The organism is Plantactinospora sonchi, assembly GCF_036422035.1.
Classification (GTDB): domain Bacteria; phylum Actinomycetota; class Actinomycetes; order Mycobacteriales; family Micromonosporaceae; genus Plantactinospora; species Plantactinospora sonchi.
Genome location: NZ_JAZGQK010000017.1, coordinates 292,676 through 311,665 on the forward strand (window position 1 = coordinate 292,676; position 18,990 = coordinate 311,665).

General features: G+C 72.4%; 20 protein-coding genes. 16 read left to right on the forward strand and 4 right to left on the reverse strand.

From position 1 onward, the window contains the following. Window positions 1-73 precede the first annotated feature (73 nt). From V1633_RS21385 to V1633_RS21395, 3 genes are read left to right on the forward strand one after another with little or no spacing between them, the layout of a single operon-like run. The gene (locus tag V1633_RS21385; protein ID WP_331216142.1) at window positions 74-892 is read left to right on the forward strand and encodes an SAM-dependent methyltransferase; all 819 of its coding nucleotides are present in this window, start codon (window positions 74-76) and stop codon (window positions 890-892) included. Between the two features lie 2 nt (window positions 893-894). Continuing rightward, the gene (locus V1633_RS21390) at window positions 895-3,195 is read left to right on the forward strand and encodes a putative bifunctional diguanylate cyclase/phosphodiesterase (RefSeq protein ID WP_331216143.1); all 2,301 of its coding nucleotides are present in this window, start codon (window positions 895-897) and stop codon (window positions 3,193-3,195) included. Window positions 3,196-3,216: 21 nt separating this feature from the next. Next, window positions 3,217-3,714: a DUF456 domain-containing protein gene (locus V1633_RS21395; protein ID WP_331216144.1), complete on the forward strand. Its 498-nt coding sequence runs from the start codon at window positions 3,217-3,219 to the stop codon at window positions 3,712-3,714. 40 nt (window positions 3,715-3,754) lie between these two features. Here the strand turns inward: V1633_RS21395 and V1633_RS21400 are convergent, their stop codons facing one another. Next, on the reverse strand, window positions 3,755-5,029 hold the full coding sequence (locus V1633_RS21400) for a DEAD/DEAH box helicase family protein (RefSeq protein WP_331216145.1): 1,275 nt from the start codon (window positions 5,027-5,029) through the stop codon (window positions 3,755-3,757). 124 nt (window positions 5,030-5,153) lie between these two features. Between V1633_RS21400 and V1633_RS21405 the strand changes: the two genes are divergently transcribed. From V1633_RS21405 to V1633_RS21420, 4 genes are all read left to right on the forward strand, one after another. Next, complete coding sequence (locus V1633_RS21405; RefSeq protein WP_331216146.1) at window positions 5,154-5,894, forward strand: MBL fold metallo-hydrolase; 741 nt, start codon at window positions 5,154-5,156, stop codon at window positions 5,892-5,894. Window positions 5,895-6,420: 526 nt separating this feature from the next. After that, complete coding sequence (locus tag V1633_RS21410; protein ID WP_331216216.1) at window positions 6,421-7,188, forward strand: SDR family oxidoreductase; 768 nt, start codon at window positions 6,421-6,423, stop codon at window positions 7,186-7,188. Window positions 7,189-7,280: 92 nt separating this feature from the next. Next, window positions 7,281-8,138 (forward strand): type I methionyl aminopeptidase, encoded by an 858-nt coding sequence (map, locus tag V1633_RS21415; RefSeq protein WP_331216147.1) that lies wholly within the window; start codon window positions 7,281-7,283, stop codon window positions 8,136-8,138. Further along, complete coding sequence (locus V1633_RS21420; protein WP_331216148.1) at window positions 8,135-8,845, forward strand: VIT1/CCC1 transporter family protein; 711 nt, start codon at window positions 8,135-8,137, stop codon at window positions 8,843-8,845. Before map ends, V1633_RS21420 begins: the two co-directional genes overlap by 4 nt. Window positions 8,846-9,012: 167 nt before the next feature. Here the strand turns inward: V1633_RS21420 and V1633_RS21425 are convergent, their stop codons facing one another. From V1633_RS21425 to V1633_RS21435, 3 genes are all read right to left on the reverse strand, one after another. Further along, the gene (locus V1633_RS21425) at window positions 9,013-9,516 is read right to left on the reverse strand and encodes a nitroreductase family deazaflavin-dependent oxidoreductase (RefSeq protein ID WP_331216149.1); all 504 of its coding nucleotides are present in this window, start codon (window positions 9,514-9,516) and stop codon (window positions 9,013-9,015) included. A gap of 154 nt (window positions 9,517-9,670) precedes the next feature. Next, complete coding sequence (locus V1633_RS21430) at window positions 9,671-10,093, reverse strand: ferritin-like domain-containing protein (RefSeq protein ID WP_331216150.1); 423 nt, start codon at window positions 10,091-10,093, stop codon at window positions 9,671-9,673. 34 nt (window positions 10,094-10,127) lie between these two features. After that, window positions 10,128-10,613: a hypothetical protein gene (locus V1633_RS21435; RefSeq protein ID WP_331216151.1), complete on the reverse strand. Its 486-nt coding sequence runs from the start codon at window positions 10,611-10,613 to the stop codon at window positions 10,128-10,130. Between the two features lie 300 nt (window positions 10,614-10,913). On the opposite strand from V1633_RS21435, the gene rimP reads away from it, so the two are divergent. The 9 genes from rimP to V1633_RS21485 all read left to right on the forward strand — a co-directional run bounded on the left by rimP (window position 10,914) and on the right by V1633_RS21485 (window position 18,968). Further along, window positions 10,914-11,594 carry a ribosome maturation factor RimP gene (gene rimP / locus V1633_RS21440; RefSeq protein WP_331216152.1) on the forward strand — a complete coding sequence of 227 codons (681 nt, stop codon included), beginning with the start codon at window positions 10,914-10,916 and terminating at the stop codon, window positions 11,592-11,594. Further along, window positions 11,591-12,646, forward strand: a complete 1,056-nt coding sequence (gene nusA / locus V1633_RS21445; protein WP_331216153.1) for a transcription termination factor NusA — start codon at window positions 11,591-11,593, stop codon at window positions 12,644-12,646. Before rimP ends, nusA begins: the two co-directional genes overlap by 4 nt. A gap of 48 nt (window positions 12,647-12,694) precedes the next feature. After that, window positions 12,695-13,018, forward strand: coding sequence for a YlxR family protein (locus V1633_RS21450; RefSeq protein WP_407952075.1), 324 nt, complete (start codon window positions 12,695-12,697; stop codon window positions 13,016-13,018). Between the two features lie 82 nt (window positions 13,019-13,100). Then, window positions 13,101-16,115 carry a translation initiation factor IF-2 gene (gene infB / locus V1633_RS37035; RefSeq protein WP_407952069.1) on the forward strand — a complete coding sequence of 1,005 codons (3,015 nt, stop codon included), beginning with the start codon at window positions 13,101-13,103 and terminating at the stop codon, window positions 16,113-16,115. Between the two features lie 133 nt (window positions 16,116-16,248). Then, window positions 16,249-16,542: a DUF503 domain-containing protein gene (locus tag V1633_RS21465; protein WP_331216154.1), complete on the forward strand. Its 294-nt coding sequence runs from the start codon at window positions 16,249-16,251 to the stop codon at window positions 16,540-16,542. Between the two features lie 162 nt (window positions 16,543-16,704). Further along, the gene (gene rbfA / locus V1633_RS21470) at window positions 16,705-17,217 is read left to right on the forward strand and encodes a 30S ribosome-binding factor RbfA (RefSeq protein WP_331216155.1); all 513 of its coding nucleotides are present in this window, start codon (window positions 16,705-16,707) and stop codon (window positions 17,215-17,217) included. Beyond that, complete coding sequence (locus V1633_RS21475; protein ID WP_331216156.1) at window positions 17,214-18,299, forward strand: DHH family phosphoesterase; 1,086 nt, start codon at window positions 17,214-17,216, stop codon at window positions 18,297-18,299. Before rbfA ends, V1633_RS21475 begins: the two co-directional genes overlap by 4 nt. A gap of 55 nt (window positions 18,300-18,354) precedes the next feature. Next, the gene (locus tag V1633_RS21480) at window positions 18,355-18,762 is read left to right on the forward strand and encodes a hypothetical protein (protein WP_331216157.1); all 408 of its coding nucleotides are present in this window, start codon (window positions 18,355-18,357) and stop codon (window positions 18,760-18,762) included. Continuing rightward, a complete protein-coding gene (locus V1633_RS21485) occupies window positions 18,759-18,968 on the forward strand; it encodes a DUF6186 family protein (RefSeq protein ID WP_331216158.1) in 210 nt (69 codons plus the stop codon). The genes V1633_RS21480 and V1633_RS21485 overlap by 4 nt, the downstream gene beginning before the upstream one ends. Window positions 18,969-18,990 lie beyond the last annotated feature (22 nt).

The following is an 18,990-nucleotide window of genomic DNA, read 5'->3' on the forward strand; positions in this document are numbered from 1 at the left end:
CGGCGGCGCCACCCGCGCGTAGGTGGTGGTGCCGACCAGTGGCCACGGGCCGGAGTGACGAGCTGAGGCGGATATGCGACTGCCGGACGGGCTACCCGCGGAGATCGACCTGAGCCGGCCCAGCGCCGCCCGGGTCTACGACTACTTCCTCGGCGGAGCGCACAACTTCGAGATCGACCGGCGCCTCGCCGAGCAGATCGCCGGCATGACGCCGAACCTGGCCGAGACCATGCGGGCCGGCCGGGCGTTCCTACGGCGTGCGGTGCGGATGCTGGTGGCCGAGGGGATCGACCAGTTCCTCGACATCGGCTCCGGCATCCCGACCGTCGGCAACGTGCACGAGGTCGCCCAGGCGGCAAATCCCGAGGCCCGGATCGGGTACGTCGACATCGACCCCGTCGCGGTGGCGCACAGCCGGTCGATCCTGGCCGGCAACCCGTACACCACGGTCATCCACGCCGACCTGCGGGAGCCGGAACGGATCCTCGCCGAGGCGGTCGCGTCCGGCGTGATCGATCTTGGTCGGCCGGTCGCGGTCCTGCTCGCCGGGGTGGTCCACTTCATCCCGGACGCCGACCGTCCGGCGGAGATCCTGGCCACCCTGCGGGCCGCCACGGTGCCCGGCAGCTACCTGCTCATCTCGCACTCCACCCACGAGGACCAGCCGCCGGAGATGCTCGACGCGCAACGGCTCTCGGCACGGACGTCGACCGAGATCACGCTCCGCTCCCGGGCCGAGATCACCGCCTTCTTCGGCGACTTCACCCTCGTCGAGCCGGGGCTGGTGCACATGCCGCTGTGGCGGCCCGACAGCCCGTCCGAGGTGCCGGCCGATCCGGAGCGCCTCGGCGCGTTCGGTGGGGTGGGCCGGAACGACGGCCGCGCGGGCTGAGCATGTCCACCTCCAGCCCGCCGCGCGCCGGCACGGACGCGGACCGCCCGCCGTCGGCCGGTGTCGAGGTGACCGGCCCGCCGTCGGCCGGTGTCGAGGTGTCCGGGGAGCCGGAGGACGGCCCGGACGCGGACAGCCCGGTCGAGGTCTGCACCGAGGCGTTCTGCCGCACCGGCGCCCGGCGGTACGCGCGACAGTGGGCCCAGGAGGCGGCCCGGCTCGGCTTCGTGCCGACCAGTGCGGCCGAGAGCGAGCGGCTGCTCCTCGTGCACACCGTCCGACTCGCCCAGGCGGTGCTCGCCGAACCGTTCGCCGCCCAGCCCGGGTACGACGTGGGGCGCGCCCTGGTCGACGCGCATCTCACCGATCCGGGCATCCTCGACTGGTCACTGCGCGCGCTCGGCGACGGATTCCGGGACCTGGTACTGCCGACCTGCCCCGAGCCGGTCGCGGCGCGCCGGATCCCGGCGCTGCAGGGCGCGCTGGCGGCGGGTTTCGCCCGGGCCCTGCGGGAGCGGACCTTCAGCCAGCAGGAGCGGATCGCCGGGGCCGCCTGGGTCGCCCGGGACCGGGTCGAGCAGGCGCTACGGGACAGCGAGGCCCGGTTCCGGGCCGTCTTCGCCGGTGCGGCGACCGGGATCGGCATCGCCGACCTCGACGGGCAGATCATCGACGTCAACCGGGCCTTCGCCGACCTGCTCGGCTACTCGGTGACCGAACTTCGGCAGATCAACGTCGCCACGCTGTTCCATCCGGACGACGCGGCCGGGATGTGGGAGCTGTACCAGGAACTGATCGGAGGCCGGCGGGACAGCATACGGCTGGAGAAGCGCTACCACCGCAAGGACGGCAGCGTGGTCTGGACCGATCTCGCGGTCTCGCTGATCCGCCACGACGACGGTCGCCCCCGGTTCACCGTCGCCATGGTGCAGGACATCACCGAACGCCGCGAACTGCAGCAACGGCTCGGCCACCAGGCCTCCCACGACCCGTTGACCGGGCTGCCGAACCGGGCGCTGTTCTTCGACCGGCTAGGCGAGGTCTTCGCCACCGCCCGGCCGACCGACCAGGTCGGCGTCTGCTTCCTGGACCTCGACGGCTTCAAGGCGATCAACGACAACCTCGGGCACGATCTCGGCGACCAACTGCTGGTGGCGGTCGCCGGCCGGCTCGCCGACCGTGTCGCCGGGCAGGGGCACCTGGTCGCCCGGATGGGGGGCGACGAGTTCGTGATCCTGCTCGACCAGGACGCCGCGTGCCGGGACGTCACACTGGTGGCGGAGACGGCGCTGGCGGCGGTCGCCGAACCGGTGCGGATCGGTGACCGCCACGTGTCGGTCTCGGCGAGCGTCGGCGTCGTCTCGGGTCCGGTCGGCGAGACCGGCGTCGCGGACCTGATGAAGGCCGCCGACGTCACCCTCTACTGGGCCAAGGCCGAGGGGCGCGGCCGGGTGGCCTGCTACGACCCGGACCGTCGGGCCCGGGAACAGGCCAACGAGGACCTGGTCGCCGGGATGTCGGTGGGTCTGGAACGCGGCGAGTTCACTGTGGACTACCAGCCGATCGTGAACCTCGCCGACGGGTCGATCTGCGCGGCCGAGGCACTCGTCCGGTGGCAGCACCCGGAACGGGGTCTGGTCGGCCCGGACGAGTTCATCGGCCTCGCCGAGGAGACCGGACTGATCGTTCCGCTCGGCCACTGGGTACTGCTCCGGGCCTGCGAGGCCGCCGCCCGCTGGCTCCGGGACTTCCCCGACGCCCGGCTGGTGATCAGCGTCAACCTGGCCGCCCGGCAGGCCCGGGACCCCGGCATCGTCGGCACCGTGTCCGAGGTGCTGCGACAGACCGGTCTGCCGGCCGAACTGCTGCAACTCGAACTGACCGAGAGCGCGCTGATGGCCACCGCCGGCGAGCCGCTGCCCGCGCTGCGCCGGCTGGCCGCGCTCGGCGTACGACTGGCGATCGACGACTTCGGAACCGGCTACTCCAATCTGGCCTACCTGCGTCGGCTGCCGATCCACGGACTCAAACTCGCCGGTCCGTTCGTCGAGGGGATCCGGTCCAGCGACCGGCAGGGTCTGGTCGACGGCCGGATCGTCGACGCGCTGGTCCGGCTCGCGCACGCGCTCGGCCTGTCGGTGACCGCCGAGGCGGTGGAGACGCCCGGGCAGGCCGACCAGCTCACCGCCCTGGGCTGCGACGCCGCCCAGGGCCGCTACTTCGGCGCGCCCGGCGCGGAGGACGGCATCACCGCCCGACTCGCCGAACGGGCCGCCCGACGGCGCGGGGACGTGACCCGATAGGGCACGCTGGACGGTGTGGACATGACGGACACCGAAGGAATCGTGACCATCCTCTGCGGCGTGACCATCCTGGTCGGCGTCATCGGGGTGATCGTGCCGATCGTGCCCGGGTTGATCCTGTGCTGGCTCGGCGTACTGGTGTGGTCGATCTTCGGCGACGGCGAGGGCGTCGGGCCGTGGATCGTACTGGCGCTGGCGACACTGGTCACCCTGCTGGGCAGCCTGGTCAAGTACCTCTGGCCGGGACGCAACCTGAAGCGGGGCGGGGTGTCGAACCTGTCGCTGCTCGCCGGCGGCGTGCTCGGCATCGTCGGCTTCTTCGTCGTACCGGTGATCGGCCTGATCCTCGGGTTCGTGCTCGGGCTCTGGCTCGCCGAGCTGGCCCGACTCCGGGAGCCGCGACTGGCCTGGCCGTCGACCAAGCACGCCCTGCAGGCGGTCGGGCTCGCCCTGCTCGTCGAGCTGGCGGCGGCGCTGATCGTCACCGGCATCTGGCTGGTCGGCCTGGTCGTCACCTGAACCGGTCGGCCGGCCGTCCCCACCGACGGACGGGCGGGGATCAGCCGGCGGTCAGCCTCGGATAGTGCCGGACGAAGTCGGCGGACATCACCTGTAGCGGGTCGTCGCCGGTGATGACGGCCACCTCACCCCGGCCGGCGTGCAGGCCCCACTCCGGGCCGGCGTCCAGGTGGTACCGGTGGGCGGTGAGGAACTCCCGACTGGTGCCGACGACGACGTCGGCCAGGTACGCCTCGGCGCCCTGCGGTGACGACGGCGCGGCGCCGAGTCGCCCGACCGTGCGGTCGAACTGTTCGGCGATCGGCGTGATCATGCCCAGGTACTCGTCGGCGCTGAAGGCATCCGGTGTCATGACATGCACCCCGCGCTGCACGCCCGGTTGCCCCGAGCCGCCGTGCGAACGGCACGCGTAGAGCAGAACGACCGGGAGCACCGCCAGGATCCGGTCGGGAGCGTCCAGCGCCAGCACCGCTCTGTCGTCACCGTTGAAGAGCCGGATCGACACGTCGAGGTGCGTGTCGGTGACCGGGACCCCCAGGAGACGTCGGACCAGTTCGAAGGTCAGGGCGGTGGTCTCGGCGCGGATGTCCGGGTCGAAGTCGCTGGCCCGTAGCGGTTGCGCCGGACCGGCGAAGGAGGTGATCCGGGCCGAACCGAGAGCCATCCGCTGGTATCGCATCAGTCCCGAGATCTGCTCCTCGGTGAGTGGGCGGTGGACGTCGGCGAGGGTGGTCACCCCGACCATGATCTGGTAGGACGCCGAGACCCTGTTGAACGTCGCGGGGGAGATGGGCAGGTCGCGCCAGGCATGCCGAACGACCCCGCCGATCCGTACCTCGACGGAGATCCGGTCCCGGTCGAGTTCGGCGGCGAGGATCGGGATCGGCTCGGCCCGCTCGGATGCCATCTCCAGGGAGAACCCCAGGTCGACGAAGTGCTCCACCGTCCACACCCGCCACCTGCCATCCACGTGACGCAGCAGCGCCGCCTCGTACGACGGGTTGACCAGGAACATCGGCAGCCCGCTGCTCGGCAGGACGCAGGTGCCCGCCCGCCAGGTGAGGTGCGGTCGCTGGGTCGCCGGCACCGTCTCCCGGTCGAACCAGCCGGAGGCGTGGCAGCGCCGGTGGTGCAGTGAGGCGTCCGCCAGGTCACCGTCCGCCCTGACCACGAGTGCGGGTGTGTCCCACCGGCGGAGCCGTCCTCCGCAGGTCTGGCAGTCCAGCGGCCAGAGGTTGACCTTCAGCGCCGCGAGTTCGTCAGGACCGAGTCTCCCGGCGATCGCCGGATCGACCGCGACCTTCGAAATCCCCACCCGTTCCTCCTCCGCCCGCCCCGGACCGTCCACACTACGGGCAGAAGCTTCCACCCCCGTCGGGTCGACTTCGCCGAGTTGGCATGCACCGGCCAGGCAGGCCGTGGTGACATAGAGTTGTCCGGTGCGGATCACCATCCTCGGTGGCCACGCCGCCTATCCGACGGTCGACGCCGCGTGCAGCGGCTACCTGGTCGAGCGGGACGGGTTCCACCTGCTGGTCGACCCCGGCTACGCCGTGCTGCCCCGACTGCTCGCCGGAACGTCGGCGCACGACGTCGACGCCGTGTACGTCAGCCACGGCCACCCGGACCACTGCGCCGACCTGCAACCGCTGCTGCGCATCCGCGCGTTGACCGACCCAGACGCCCCGGCCCTCCCGGTCTTCACGCCCCGGGGCAGCCTGGACCGGCTGCTGGCGATCGACGAGCCGGGGCTGATCGACGCGAGTTACGACCTGCGGGAGTTCGAGCCCGGGGCGGAGTTCGAGATCGGTCCGTTCCGGGCCGCCACCTGGGGACTGCCGCACTGGTTGCCGAACGCCGGCGTACGGCTCACGGCCGGTGGGCGGATGTTCGCGTACACCGGGGACACCGGCCCGAGCCCGCACCTGGTGGAGTTGGCCCGCGAGGCCGACCTGCTGCTCGCCGAGGCCACCTTCGCCGACGAACTGCCGGCCCGGTACGCCGGCAACCTCTCCACCGCCGCCGAGGTCGGCCGGTACGCCGCCGAGGCCGGCGCGGCCCGGGTCCTGTTGACCCACCTGTGGCCACGGGTCGAACCGGCCGCCTTCGTCACCGCGGCGGGGGCGGGGTTCACCGGACCGGTCGAGGTCGCCGAGTCGGGCCTGGTCGTCGACGTCTGACCGGGTGCCTCCGGGTCACCGGCGGGGGTGTGCGGCGGCGCGGGGCGGGCGTTGGCACGGTTGGTCCCGTACCGGGGAGAGAGAGGTGACCGCGCTCCGCGCCGCCGCAACGGCCGGGTCGTCCGAGGACCCGGCCAGGGCCCGTTACCGGGCCCGGAGCCGGCGCCTCACCGGTCCGTACGCGCCCGTCGACGCGGGAGGATCCGGTCAGGTGCCGGACCCCGCACGCCGTCGTCGGTCACGGCGCGCGGTGTGGAAATCCCGCCCTGTCACGCCTACGAGCATGCGGTGTGCCGGCCTGGGCGGCAAGGCAATTAGCCCTGCTCCCGCCAGTGCTCCGGAACCGACGGTCGACTCCGGCTGGCCCGCCACCGTCGGCCGATCCGGCTGACCCACCAGATCCGGCTGACCTGCCGGGAGCGGCGGTGCCAGCAGCCTGGATCGACGGAACCCCTCGACCGCCACCCGGTACGTCAGAGAGGATGCCGGCAGCAGGCGGAGATCGAAAGGGGTGGCTGCGGTGGCGATGGGTGATCGACTGGCCGGGCGGGTGTCGGTGGTGACCGGCGCCGGCAGCGGCATCGGCCTGGCGACGGTACGTCGACTCGCCGCCGAGGGGGCCAGGGTGGTCTGCGTCGACATCGATGCCGGGCCGGGGCGGGCCGCTGCCTGGGAGGTGGACGGGGACTTCGTCGAGTGCGACGTGGCCGACGAAGCCGCCGTACGCGAGCTCTTCGACGGGGTCGCGGCCCGGCACGGGCGGATCGACATCGCGGTCAACAACGCCGGCATCTCGCCCCCGGGCGACGACCCGGTCCGGACCGCCGGCCCGGACGCCCGGGAGCGGGTGATCAAGGCCATCGCCGGCAGCCTCCACCTCTGCTGCAGGTACGTCATTCCGCACATGCTGCGCCAGGGCGGCGGCTCGATCGTCAACACCGCGCCGTTCCTGGCGCCGGCGGACGCGGCCACCCCGCAGATCGCCTCCGCCGCCCGCGAGGACGCGGTGCTGGCGCTGACCCGGGAACTCGGTGTCGAGTTCGCCCGGCAGGGCATCCGGGTCACCGCGGTCCGCCCGGGGCCGGTCGCCACCGGACCGCTGGCGGAACCGTCCGCCGCCGACCCGGAACGGGCGGCCCGGCGCTTGGCCCACGTGCCGATGGGGCGGTTCGGCGAACCGACCGAGATCGCCGCCGCGATCGCCTTCCTGGCCAGCGACGACGCCTCCTTCATGACCGCTGCCCAGCTCGTGGTCGACGGGGGGATCACCGGCGCCCACGTCACCCCGCGGTGATCCCGCGGCGGCCGGCACGGCGGCCTCGGCCCGTCACCCGCCCCGGGTCACCACCGCGTGCCGTCCCCGCCAGCGGCGATAGGCTTGAGGCCATGACCGTCCGCGCGCCGTTGACTCCCGGCACCCAGTCTCCGTGGCGCCAGGTGCCGCCGCACATCGTCCGCCCCGAGTACGTCGGCAAGAAGCGGCCGAAGGAGTACCGAGGCTCACACGTGCAGTCCGCCGAGACGATCGAGAAGATGCGGGTCGCCGGCCGGCTCGCCGCCCAGGCAACCCAGCTCGCCGGGGAGTACTGCAAGCCGGGCGTCACCACCGACGAGATCGACAAGGTGGTGCACGAGTTCCTCGTCGACCACGGCGCCTACCCGTCCACGCTCGGCTACAAGGGCTTCCCCAAGTCCTGCTGCACCAGCCTGAACGAGGTGATCTGCCACGGCATCCCGGACTCCACGGTGCTGATGGACGGCGACATCATCAACGTCGACGTGACCGCGTACCTCGACGGGGTGCACGGGGACACCGACGCCACCTTCTGCGTCGGGGAGGTCGACGAGGAGGCCCGGTTGCTGGTGGAGCGGACCCACGAGGCGATGATGCGCGGCATCCGCGCGGTCGCCCCCGGTCGCCAGATCAACGTGATCGGCCGGGTGATCGAGTCGTACGCCAAGCGGTTCGGCTACGGCGTGGTCCGCGACTTCACCGGGCACGGCATCGGCGAGGCCTTCCACAGCGGCCTCTACATCCCGCACTACGACAGCCCCCGGCCGACCGACGTGATGGAGCCGGGAATGACCTTCACCATCGAGCCGATGATCACACTCGGCACCCACGAGTACGACGTCTGGGCCGACGGCTGGACCGTGGTGACCAGGGACCGGCGCTGGACGGCCCAGTTCGAACACACCATCGTGGTGACCGAGGACGGGCACGAGATCCTCACACTGCCGTGACCGACGCCACGACCCCGATCAGCGAACACCACCACGCCGACGTCTCCGGCGGCTGGCTGCGTCCCGCCGTCTTCGGCGCCATGGACGGACTGGTCACCAACATCGCGCTGATCGCCGGGGTGGGCGGCGGCGGCGTGGCACCCCGCAACATCGTGCTGACCGGCTTCGCCGGCCTGGTCGCCGGGGCGATCTCGATGGGCCTCGGCGAGTACACCAGCGTGCAGTCGCAGAACGAGCAGGTCGCGGCCGAGGTCGACAAGGAACGTCGGGAACTGGAGCGCAACCCGGCCGGGGAGGCCCGCGAACTGGCCGACGTGTGGGTGGAGCGCGGACTTCCCCGCGATCTCGCCGAGCAGGTGGCGGACGCGCTGCGACGCAACCCGGAGGAGGCGTTGCGGGTGCACGTCCGGGAGGAACTCGGCGTCGACGCCGACGACCGGCCCAGCCCGTGGACCGCCGCCTTCTCGTCCTTCGTCTGCTTCTCGGTCGGGGCGGCGATCCCGCTGATCACCTACCTGCTCGGCTTCGACAGCCTGTGGTTGGCGCTCGGGGTGGGCGGTCTCGGCCTCTTCGTCGCCGGTGCTGCCGTCGCCCGGTTCACCAACCGCAGGTGGTGGGTCAGTGGCGCACGGCAGCTGTTGCTCGGCGCCGCGGCGACCGCGGTGACGTACCTGGTCGGACGGCTGATCGGCGTCGGCGTCGTGTGAGCCCGCCCGCCGAGCGGCCCCGACCCGCGCGACCGCTCGTCCGGGAGCGAGTGCTCGGCTGGCACCAGTAGTGCTAGGCCGGGACAGGTGCCCGGCCGGCACGACGTCTCGGTCGGGCGCGAGCGGTCGGCGGCGTCAGGAGCGGGTGAGGTGGGACCCGGGCGGTGTCATCCCGGCTCCACCCGCTGTCGCGGTTCGAGCCGGAAGACCCGCAGCTCGCGACCACCGGCCCGGTTCACGTACGTCTGGTACGCCGGCCACTCGGCGACCAACAGTCGCCACAGCCGGTCCCGTTCCGCGCCCTCGGCCAGACGCCCCTGGACGGGGATCTCCCGACCGCCGACGGTCACCGTGGCGGCCGGGTGGGCGAGCAGGTTCAGCGTCCACGCCGGGTGCTCCGACCGGCCCCAGTTCGAGCCGACGACGACGTACCCGTCACCGTCCGGTACCGCGAGCAGCGGGGTGCTGCGCGGCTGCCCGGACCGCCGTCCGGTGGTGGTGAGCAGCAACGACGGAACCATGCCGAGGGCGATCACCCGCCCCCGGGTCAGCCGGGCGACGAGCCGGTCGGCCGGAACCACGAGCGGGGTGCAGGCCGCGAACCAGCGGCTGTGTCCGATCCGGCGGACGAGGCGGCCGAGCGCGGGGACCGGTCTTTCCAGGGCGGGCATCGTCACAGTGTGCCGGCTCACTTCCGGCCCCCGGTAGCGGGTCGATCCGACCATTCGGTGGCCCGCCCCGGCCTCGGTGAACCGGCCGCGCCGCCGCCCCCGGCCGAGCGCCCCGCCCGGCCGTCCGGTGAACACGGCGGGTGGGACGTTCCGGTCAGGTGGCGCGTCCCGGGAACGGCACGGTGACCGGGGTGACCCCGGCCCGCCGACGCCAGCGGGTGGCGCGGACCGCCGCATCGGTCAGCCCGTCCAGCGCGCGGTTCCGTTCCGCCCCCTCGGTGGCCGACAGCGCGGCCCGCCAGACCGCCGCGGTCCGCTCCTCGATCTCCACCGCCAGCCGGAGCGCACTCGCCTCGTCGGTGACCGGGAACGGCAGCGCGTACGCGGCCGCGGCCTGCGGCACCTCGCCGCCCTTCGCGCTGAGCAGCAGAACCAGGCTGTCGCGTCGACTCCGGTGCGCCGCCTCGGCGTCCCGGGCCTGGTCGACCGCATCGCCCTTGAGGCGTACCCCGATGGGTCCGTACGCGTAGACCGCCGCGTGTTCGGCGGCGAGTGCCGCCGCCAACTCCTCCGCCATCAGGCCGTCCCTCCCGGCTGGCTGGTGTCTGCGGTCACCGGACCACCTCCAGGTGGGTGGCCCGGGCGGCGGCGATCGAACCGACCAGCGCGGCGCGGTTCGCCGGTGCCTCGGCGCAGGCCTTCTTCGCCGCGTCCCGACCCTCCTGCTCGGCCTTGCGCAGGTCGCGCCGCACTTCGTCGTCGTTGTTCCCGGTGCCGCCGACGGCCGCCGGCGAGGCGGCGGCGGTGGCGGTCGGCAGGGTGGCACCGGTCACCCGGGCCAGTTCGGCGGCGTGTGCCCGGTGTGCCTCGGCGATCGGGCGCAGTCGATCGGTCAGTGCGGGGAAGGCGGCGATCGCGGCCTCGTAGCGGGCGGCGAGATCCAGTGCACCGGCCATCAGCGGCGCGAGCGGGTCGGCGGCGGGTGGTCGGTCGGGCTCACCCTCGAAGAGCCCGCAGCCGGTCAGCCCGCCGGTGGCGCCGACCAGTGCCACCAGGGCGCTCGTCCGCAGTACCTCGCGTCGGGACCGCCCCGGCACGCCGTTTCCGTGGTTCGTGTCTCGGCTCCGCACGCGGCCCAGTCAACACCATCCGTGCGGACCACGGGGTCGGCACCGCCATGGTCCGTCCCGGCCCGTCCGGTACTGCCCATGTCGTCCGGGGCCGGCCCGGCCGGGGTACCGGCGGTCCGCCGGTGGCCGAAGTCGGTCGTCGGTGCGCCGACCGGGCCCCGGGCGGGCCAGCGCGTTACGCTCTGCGCAGCCGCCGGACGCTTCCGTCCGGTGGCACGCTGGTATGGCTACCGGAACGTGGCCGGTGATCGTGAGAGGGGGGCGGAGATGACGCAGCGTGGCCGTGTCTCAGGCCGGCCGAGGACGGGCCAGCGCGCTCCAGGGCGCCCCCGTGACGACGCGTCCGCCCGCCGGCTCCGGCTCCGCGCCGTGATCGAACCGGTGGTCTCCGCCGCCGGCTACGACCTGGAGGACCTGTCGGTGTCCCGTGCCGGGCGCCGGTACGTGGTCCGGGTGGTTGTCGGCCAGGACGGCGGAGTCGACCTGGACGCGGTGGCGGATGTCTCCCGGGCACTGTCCAAGGCGCTCGACCAGGCGGAGGAGAGCGGCGGTGACCTGGTCGCCGGCGAGTACCAACTCGAGGTGAGCTCGCCCGGCGTCGACCGGCCGCTGACCCTGCCCCGGCACTGGCGGCGCAACGTCGGACGTCTGGTCAAGGTGACGGTGAACCCGTCCGGCGCGGCCGACGACGGCGGGACCGGGGGGACCGAGCGGCGGGCCCGACAGCTGACCGGGCGGGTGGTCGAGGCGGACGAGCACCGGGTGGTGCTGCGGACCGACGACGGCCAGGCCGAGTGGACGTACCCGGATCTCGGCCCGGGCCGGGTCCAGGTGGAATTCAACCGACTCGACGAGATCGCGGACGACGATCTGATCGACGACGGCGACGATGACGAAGACGTCGATTACGGCGACGACGACGAAGATGTGGAGGGCGAGGAACGGTGAACATCGACCTCGCGGCGTTGCGCGCCCTGGAACGCGAGCGGGAGATCCCGTTCGACACGATCCTCGCGGCGATCGAGACCGCGTTGCTGACCGCGTACCGGCACACCGAGGGGGCCCAGGCACACGCCCGGGTCGAGATCGACCGAAAGACCGGCGCGGCCTCCGTCTACGCCCAGGAACTGGACGACGAGGGCATCGTGGTCCGGGAGGTCGACGACACTCCGCACGACTTCGGGCGGATCGCCGCGATGACCGCCAAGCAGGTGATTTTGCAGCGACTCCGCGAGGCCACCGACGAGGTGCACTTCGGCGAGTACGCGGGCCGGGACGGTGACCTGGTCACCGGCATCGTGCAGGCGCACGAGGCGCGGGCCGAGAAGGGCATCGTCTCGGTCGACCTGGGCAAGGTCGAGGCGGTGCTGCCGCAGGCCGAGCAGGTCCCCGGTGAGCTGTACGAGCACGGCCAGCGCCTGCGGTGCGTGGTGGTGCACGTGGTCAAGACGTTCCGGGGCCCGCAGATCACCCTCTCCCGTTCCCACCCGAACCTGGTGAAGAAGCTCTTCGCGCTGGAGGTGCCGGAGATCGCCGACGGCACGGTGGAGATCGCGGCGATCGCCCGGGAGGCCGGCCACCGTACCAAGATCGCGGTCCGGTCCACGGTGCCCGGGGTGAACGCCAAGGGCGCCTGCATCGGCCCGATGGGGCAGCGGGTGCGTGCGGTGATGAGCGAACTGCACGGTGAGAAGATCGACATCATCGACTGGTCGGACGACCCGGCGGCGTTTGTCGGCAACGCACTCTCTCCGGCCAAGGCGCTCAGGGTCGAGGTCGTGGACGCGGCGACCCGGACCGCGCGGGTGACCGTACCCGATTTCCAGCTTTCGCTGGCTATCGGGCGGGAAGGGCAGAATGCCCGACTTGCTGCCCGTCTCACCGGTTGGCGCATCGACATCCGTCCCGACAACGAGCAGGTGCCGAGCCCGGCGCCGGCCGGTCGACAGGGCGGTGCTGATCACCGGGCGGAGGCGGACGGAGCGATCTCGGCCGGGTAGGGGTAGACTTTCTCAGTGGTACGACGCGCGTGGCCGGAACGCACCTGTGTGGGTTGCCGGAAACGGGCGCCTGCCGGCCAGCTGCTGCGGATCGTCGCGGTCGGCGATGAGACTGATCACAGTCTCCGACCCGATCCGGCCCGTAGGCTACCGGGGCGGGGAGCACATCTGCATCCTGACCCGGCTTGCCTGACGCTGGCACTGCGGCGTCGCGCCTTCGGGCGGGCACTGCGTATCGCTGGCGTACCAGACGCAAGTGAGTTGGCCGAGCATCTCCACGGCGTTGACACACCCCGACCGGTCACCCGACCGGGCGGGATCGACGCAACGGACCGCAAGCAAGGTAGGACGACCGACATGAGCACACGATGAAGTCCCAGAAATGACCAGGCTTCAAGTGCACGAGTGAGGTCGCTGCGGGTGCTGCCCGCACGACCTCGGAGTGAGGAGTGCAGTGGCAGGCAAGGCCCGCGTACACGAGCTGGCTAAGGAGCTCGGGGTCGAAAGCAAGACCGTTCTCGCCAAGTTGAAGGAGATGGGCGAGTTCGTCAAGTCCGCGTCGAGCACCGTCGAGGCCCCGGTGGCCCGTCGGCTGCGCGGCGCCTTCGTCGCGTCCCAGGAGTCGGCGGCCCCTACGGCCACGCCGGCCCCGCCGACGCCGAAGGCGCCCCCGACCCCGGGCGCCGGCGAACCCAGGATCTCCGCCAAGCCGGCGCCGCCGCGCCGGATGGTGCCGCCGGCGAAACCCAAGGGTCCCGTTCCGGGTCCCCCGCAGCCGGCAGCCCCGGTCGCCAAGCCGGCGAGCGCGCACGACATCGAGGTCGCCGCCGCCGAGGCGCGCGCGGCGGCCCTCAAGGCCGAGCAGGAGGCGACCGTCAAAGCCGCCCAGGCGGCTCGGCAGCAGCAACAGCAGCGTGGTGACACCGCCCGGCCGGAGCGTCCGGCCGACGGTGGTACCGGCACGTCCCGGCCGAAGCCGGGACCGGGCGCCGTTCCGCCGCGGCCGGGTTCTTCCCCGGCTGGGGCGCGGCCGACGCCGCCCGGTGCACCGACCCCCGGCCCCGGCCGGCCCGGTGCCCGTCCGCCGGCGCGCAGCGGCGGCAACAACCCGTTCGGCATCACGCCGGGTGGGCAGCGTCCGGCCGCGTCCGGTGGGCCTCGGCCCAACCCGGCGAACATGCCGCCGCGGCCCAGCCCGGCCTCGATGCCGCCGCGGCCCAGCCCGGCGTCCATGCCGACGCAGCGGCCCGGTCGTCCCGGTGGCGGCCCCGGTCGTCCCGGTGGTCCCGGCGGCGGCGCAGGCCGTCCCGGCGGCGGTGGCGGTGGCTTCCGTGGCGGTCCCGGTGGGGGCGGCGGCGGTGGCGGTGGCTTCCGTGGCGGTCCCGGTGGGGGCGGCGGCGGTGGCGGTGGCTTCCGTGGCGGTCCCGGTGGGGGCGGCGGCGGTGGAGCCGGCGGCGGCTTCCGGGGTGGTCCCGGTGGCGGTGGCGCACCGGCCGGTGGCGCGGGGCGTCCCGGTGGTGGCGGCCGCGGTCGTGGTGGCGGTGCCGCGGGTGCCTTCGGGCGTCCGGGTGGTCGCCCGACCCGGGGACGCAAGTCCAAGAAGCAGCGCAGACAGGAGTTCGACAACCTGTCCGCGCCGACCATGAGCTCGGGCGCTCCGCGCGGTCAGGGCCAGGTCATCCGGCTGCCGCGTGGTGCGTCGCTGTCGGACTTCGCGGACAAGATCAACGCGAACCCCGGTTCGCTGGTCCAGGAGATGTTCAACCTGGGCGAAATGGTCACGGCGACCCAGTCGTGCTCCGACGACACCCTGCAGATTCTCGGTGAGCACCTCGGCTTCGACATCCAGATCGTCAGCCCCGAGGACGAGGACCGTGAGCTGCTGGCCCAGTTCAACATCGATCTGGACGCCGAGGTCGCCTCGGACCGGCTGGTGAGCCGTCCGCCGGTGGTGACCGTGATGGGTCACGTCGACCACGGTAAGACCAAGCTGCTCGACGCGATCCGTAAGGCGAACGTGGTCGAGGGCGAGGCCGGTGGCATCACCCAGCACATCGGTGCCTACCAGGTGCACGTCCAGCACGACGGGATCGAGCGGGCGCTGACCGTCATCGACACCCCGGGTCACGAGGCGTTCACCGCCATGCGTGCCCGTGGTGCCCAGGTCACGGACATCGTGGTGCTGGTGGTCGCGGCCGACGACGGCGTCATGCCGCAGACGATCGAGGCGCTCAACCACGCCAAGGCGGCCGACGTACCGATCGTGGTGGCGGTCAACAAGATCGACAAGCCCGAGGCCAACCCGGACAAGGTTCGCCAGCAGCTGACCGAATACGGTCTGGTCGCCGAGGAGTACGGCGGCGACACCATGTTCGTCAACGTGGCGGCCAAGCCCGGTATCGGCATCGAGGACCTGCTCGAGGCGGTCCTGCTCACCGCCGACGCGTCGCTGGAGCTGACCGCTCCGATCGACGGGCCGGCACAGGGTGTGGCGATCGAGGCGCACCTGGACAAGGGTCGCGGTGCGGTGGCCACGGTGCTGGTGCAGAAGGGCACCCTGCGGGCCGGCGACTCGATCGTCGCCGGTGGGGCCCACGGCCGGGTCCGGGCCATGCTGGACGAGAACGGCAAGCCGGTCTCCGAGGCCGGTCCGGCACGTCCGGTCATGGTGCTCGGTCTGACCGCGGTGCCGGGAGCGGGTGACACCTTCCTGGCCGCCGAGGACGACCGCACGGTGCGGCAGATCGCCGAGCAGCGGCAGGCACGGCGGCGGGCGGCGAGCTTCGCCAACTCCCACCGGCGGCCCAGCCTCGAGACGATCATGGAGCAGCTCAAGGAGGGCGAGCGGACCTCGCTCAACCTGGTGCTCAAGGGCGACGGCTCCGGTTCGGTGGAGGCCCTGGAGGACGCGCTGTTCAAGCTCGACATTCCGGAGGAGGTCCAACTGCGGATCATCCACCGGGGCGTCGGTGCGATCACCGAGAGCGACGTGATGCTGGCCAGTGCCTCGTCCGAGGCGGTGACCATCATCGGGTTCAACGTCCGGGCCTCCAACAAGGTCCGGGAGATCGCCGACCGCGAGGGCGTGGAGATCCGGTACTACACGGTCATCTACCAGGCCATCGAGGAGATCGACGCGGCGCTCAAGGGCCTGCTCAAGCCGGAGTTCGAGGAGGTCGAGCTGGGCAGCGCGGAGATCCGCGACGTGTTCCGCTCGTCCAAGATCGGCAACATCTCCGGTTGTATCGTCCGGTCGGGTGTCATCCGCCGCAACGCCAAGGCGCGGCTGCTGCGCGACGGGGCGGTCGTGGCCGACAACCTCACGATCAGCTCGCTCAAGCGGTTCAAGGATGACGCCACCGAGGTCCGGGAGGGCTTCGAGTGCGGTCTGACGTTGAGCAACTTCAACAACGTCCAGGTCGGTGACATCATCGAGACGTTCGAGATGCGCGAGAAGCCGCGCGCCTGATCGAGGTCGAGATCGGTGGCCGGGACCCGTTCGGGTCCCGGCCACCGGCGTCTGCGGGCCGGACCGGGTGCCGCGACCGGAGGCGTACGGAAAGGTGACGATCAAGGGGCGGTGATGGCGTACTCTTCCCGCCGTGTACACCGGAACCGCCGTTTTCGACGTCCTCCTGCCCGGCGACTCACGCTCGTTGAAGGCGAAGAGGTCCTACGTCCGTCCCATCGTCGCCGCGCTGCGCCGGTTCGAGGTCTCCGCGGCGGAGGTGGGCGATGTCGACCTGCACGGCCGGGCGCAGATCGCGGTCGCCCTGGTCGCCTCCGAGGCGCAGCACGTCGGCGAGGTGCTCGACGCCTGCGAGCGTCTGGTCGCCGGGCGACCGGAGATCGAGTTGCTCTCCGTACGGCGGCGGTTGCACGGCGAAGATGACTGAACCGTCGTACCCGGGACGTCCGCCGGCGGGGGCGGCGGATGCCGATGGCGGCGACGCGGCCGTCCGCTACGCGGGTAGTGTTCACCAGGTCGGCCGGTCCGGCCGCGGCGCGTGGCGCGCCGCCGGTCCGGCCCGGGAGCAGGACGCCGTGGAGGTGTGGAGATGACGGACCCGGCCAAGGTGCGCCGACACGCGGAGCGTGTGCGGGAGCTGGTGGCTTCGGTGGTGCGTACCCAGATCAAGGATCCCCGACTCGGCATGATCACCATCACCGACGCGCGGATCACCCCCGACCTGCGGGAGGCGACGGTCTACTACACCGTGCTCGGTGGCGCCGCCGAGCAGGCGTCCACCGCCGCCGCCCTGGAGAGCGCCAAGGGGCTGCTGCGCAGCACCGTGGGCAAGGCCCTGGGGCTGCGTCACTCGCCGACCCTGGCGTTTGTCCTCGACAACGTCCAGGACCAGGTCAAGCACATCGACGACCTGCTGGCGGCGGCCCGCAACGCGGACGCGGAGGTGCAGCGGCTGGCCGCCCAGGCGGAGTACGCGGGTGAGGCACAGCCGTACCGCGTCGACGAGGACGACGAGACCGAAGAGGGCGACGAGCCCGTGGACGGCGACCGGGGCCCCGCCGGCGGCCCGCCGCCCGCCGATGGTGCCGGTGACCGGCGGTGACCGGCGGAGCCCTGCTCGCCGACGTGGCCACAGCGGCGGCGGCACAGCCGACCGAGACGGAGTGGGCGGCGGCGCTGGCAGCCGTCACCGAGCTGCCGACCGACGGCCGGGTACTGCTGATCTGCCACGTCAACCCGGACGGGGACGCGCTGGGCAGCATGCTCGGCTTCGGGCTCGGGTTGCGCCGGCTCGGCGTACGACCGCTCCAGGCCACCTTTCCGGGCCGGCCGGAGGTGCCGGAACCGTTCCGGACCATGCCCGGCCTCGACCTGCTGGTCCCGGCGAGCGAGGCGTACCCGGATCCGGACCTGGTCATCTGCTTCGACATCGCGGCGGTCTCCCGGCTCGGTGACCTCGTGGACCGGCTGGACCGGGCCGGTGCGTCCCTGGTCCTCGACCATCACGCGTCGAACACCCGGTTCGGCAGGATCAACCTGGTCGACCCGGACGCGGCGGCCACCTCGGTGGTGGTGGAGCAGTTGCTCGACCGGCTCGGTGCGCCGCTGGACCGGGAGATCGCCGAGTGCCTCTACATCGCGCTCGCCACCGACACCGGCTCGTTCCGGTTCGACATGACCACTCCGGCCGTGCACGAGATGGCCGCCCGGCTGCTCGCCACCGGTCTGCGGCCCGGGGAGATCTCCCGGCGGATCTTCGACACCCGGCCGTACGGCGCCGTGCGGCTCTACGGCGACGTGTTGGCGCGTACCCAGCTCGAACCGCTGGCGGTCGATGGGCTGGGGCTGGTCTGGACGTACGCCACGCTGGAGGACCTGGACCGGCACGGGCAGCGCCCGTACACGCTCGAACCGTTGATCGACTCGGTACGCTGCACCGCCGAGGCTGACGTGAGCTTCGTACTGAAGCAGGTCGCCGAGGCCGAGTGGGCGGTCTCGATGCGCAGCAAGGGTGCCACGGACGTGAGCCGGGTCGCGGTCGCGCTCGGCGGTGGCGGTCACCGGCTGGCGGCCGGATTCACCGCGTACGGCTCGGTGCCGGACGTGGTCGACGCGATCCGGGCCGAGTTGGGTCGCGGCGCGGTCGATCCTGGGCAGACCGGGCCCAACCTGCAAGATCAGTAGTGTCCGGGATGGCGTCGAGCTTCCCGCTCGGCGCCGCCCCGGGGACAATCGGCTCATGGAACAGCAACCGGAGCTCTCCGCCGATGTGCCCCGGGCCTGGGACCGACCGGTCTTCTCGGTTCCGATCCTCGCCTTCCTCTCGCTGATAGGGGGCCAGTTCGCCTCCTTCTCGACCGCGGCGAACCTCTACACGATCGGGATAGGTGGCGGCCTGGCCTGGGTCGGCCTGTCCAACCGGATCCCGCGCCGGGCGGTACCCGCGCGGTTGGGTTCGGGTGCCCGCTGGTGGCTGCTGCCGATCCTCATCTTCGGGGTCTTCGAGGCGGCGACCTTCATGCTCGGTTCCCGGGACGACTTCCCGACCTTCTCCAAGCTCGCCGACCCGATGTTGGAGGACTCGCTCGCCCGGTCCGCCGCGTACTTCGCGTGGCTCTCGGCGTTCTGGGGGCTGGTGCGTCGATGAGGCTCCTCGCGATCGCCGGCTTCGTCGGCGCCCTGGTGCTTTTTGTCGCGGTGGAATGGGCTGCCCGGCGTGAAGGATCCCGGATCCCCACCCTCGGTGACGTCTGTGGTTACGTCATGCGCTACGAGGTCGGCCCGGTGCCGGTCGGCCGGATCGCCGTGATCGGCTTCTGGTGGTGGATGGGGTGGCACTTCTTCGCCCGCTGAGGTGAGGGTCCCGCGGCGAGGG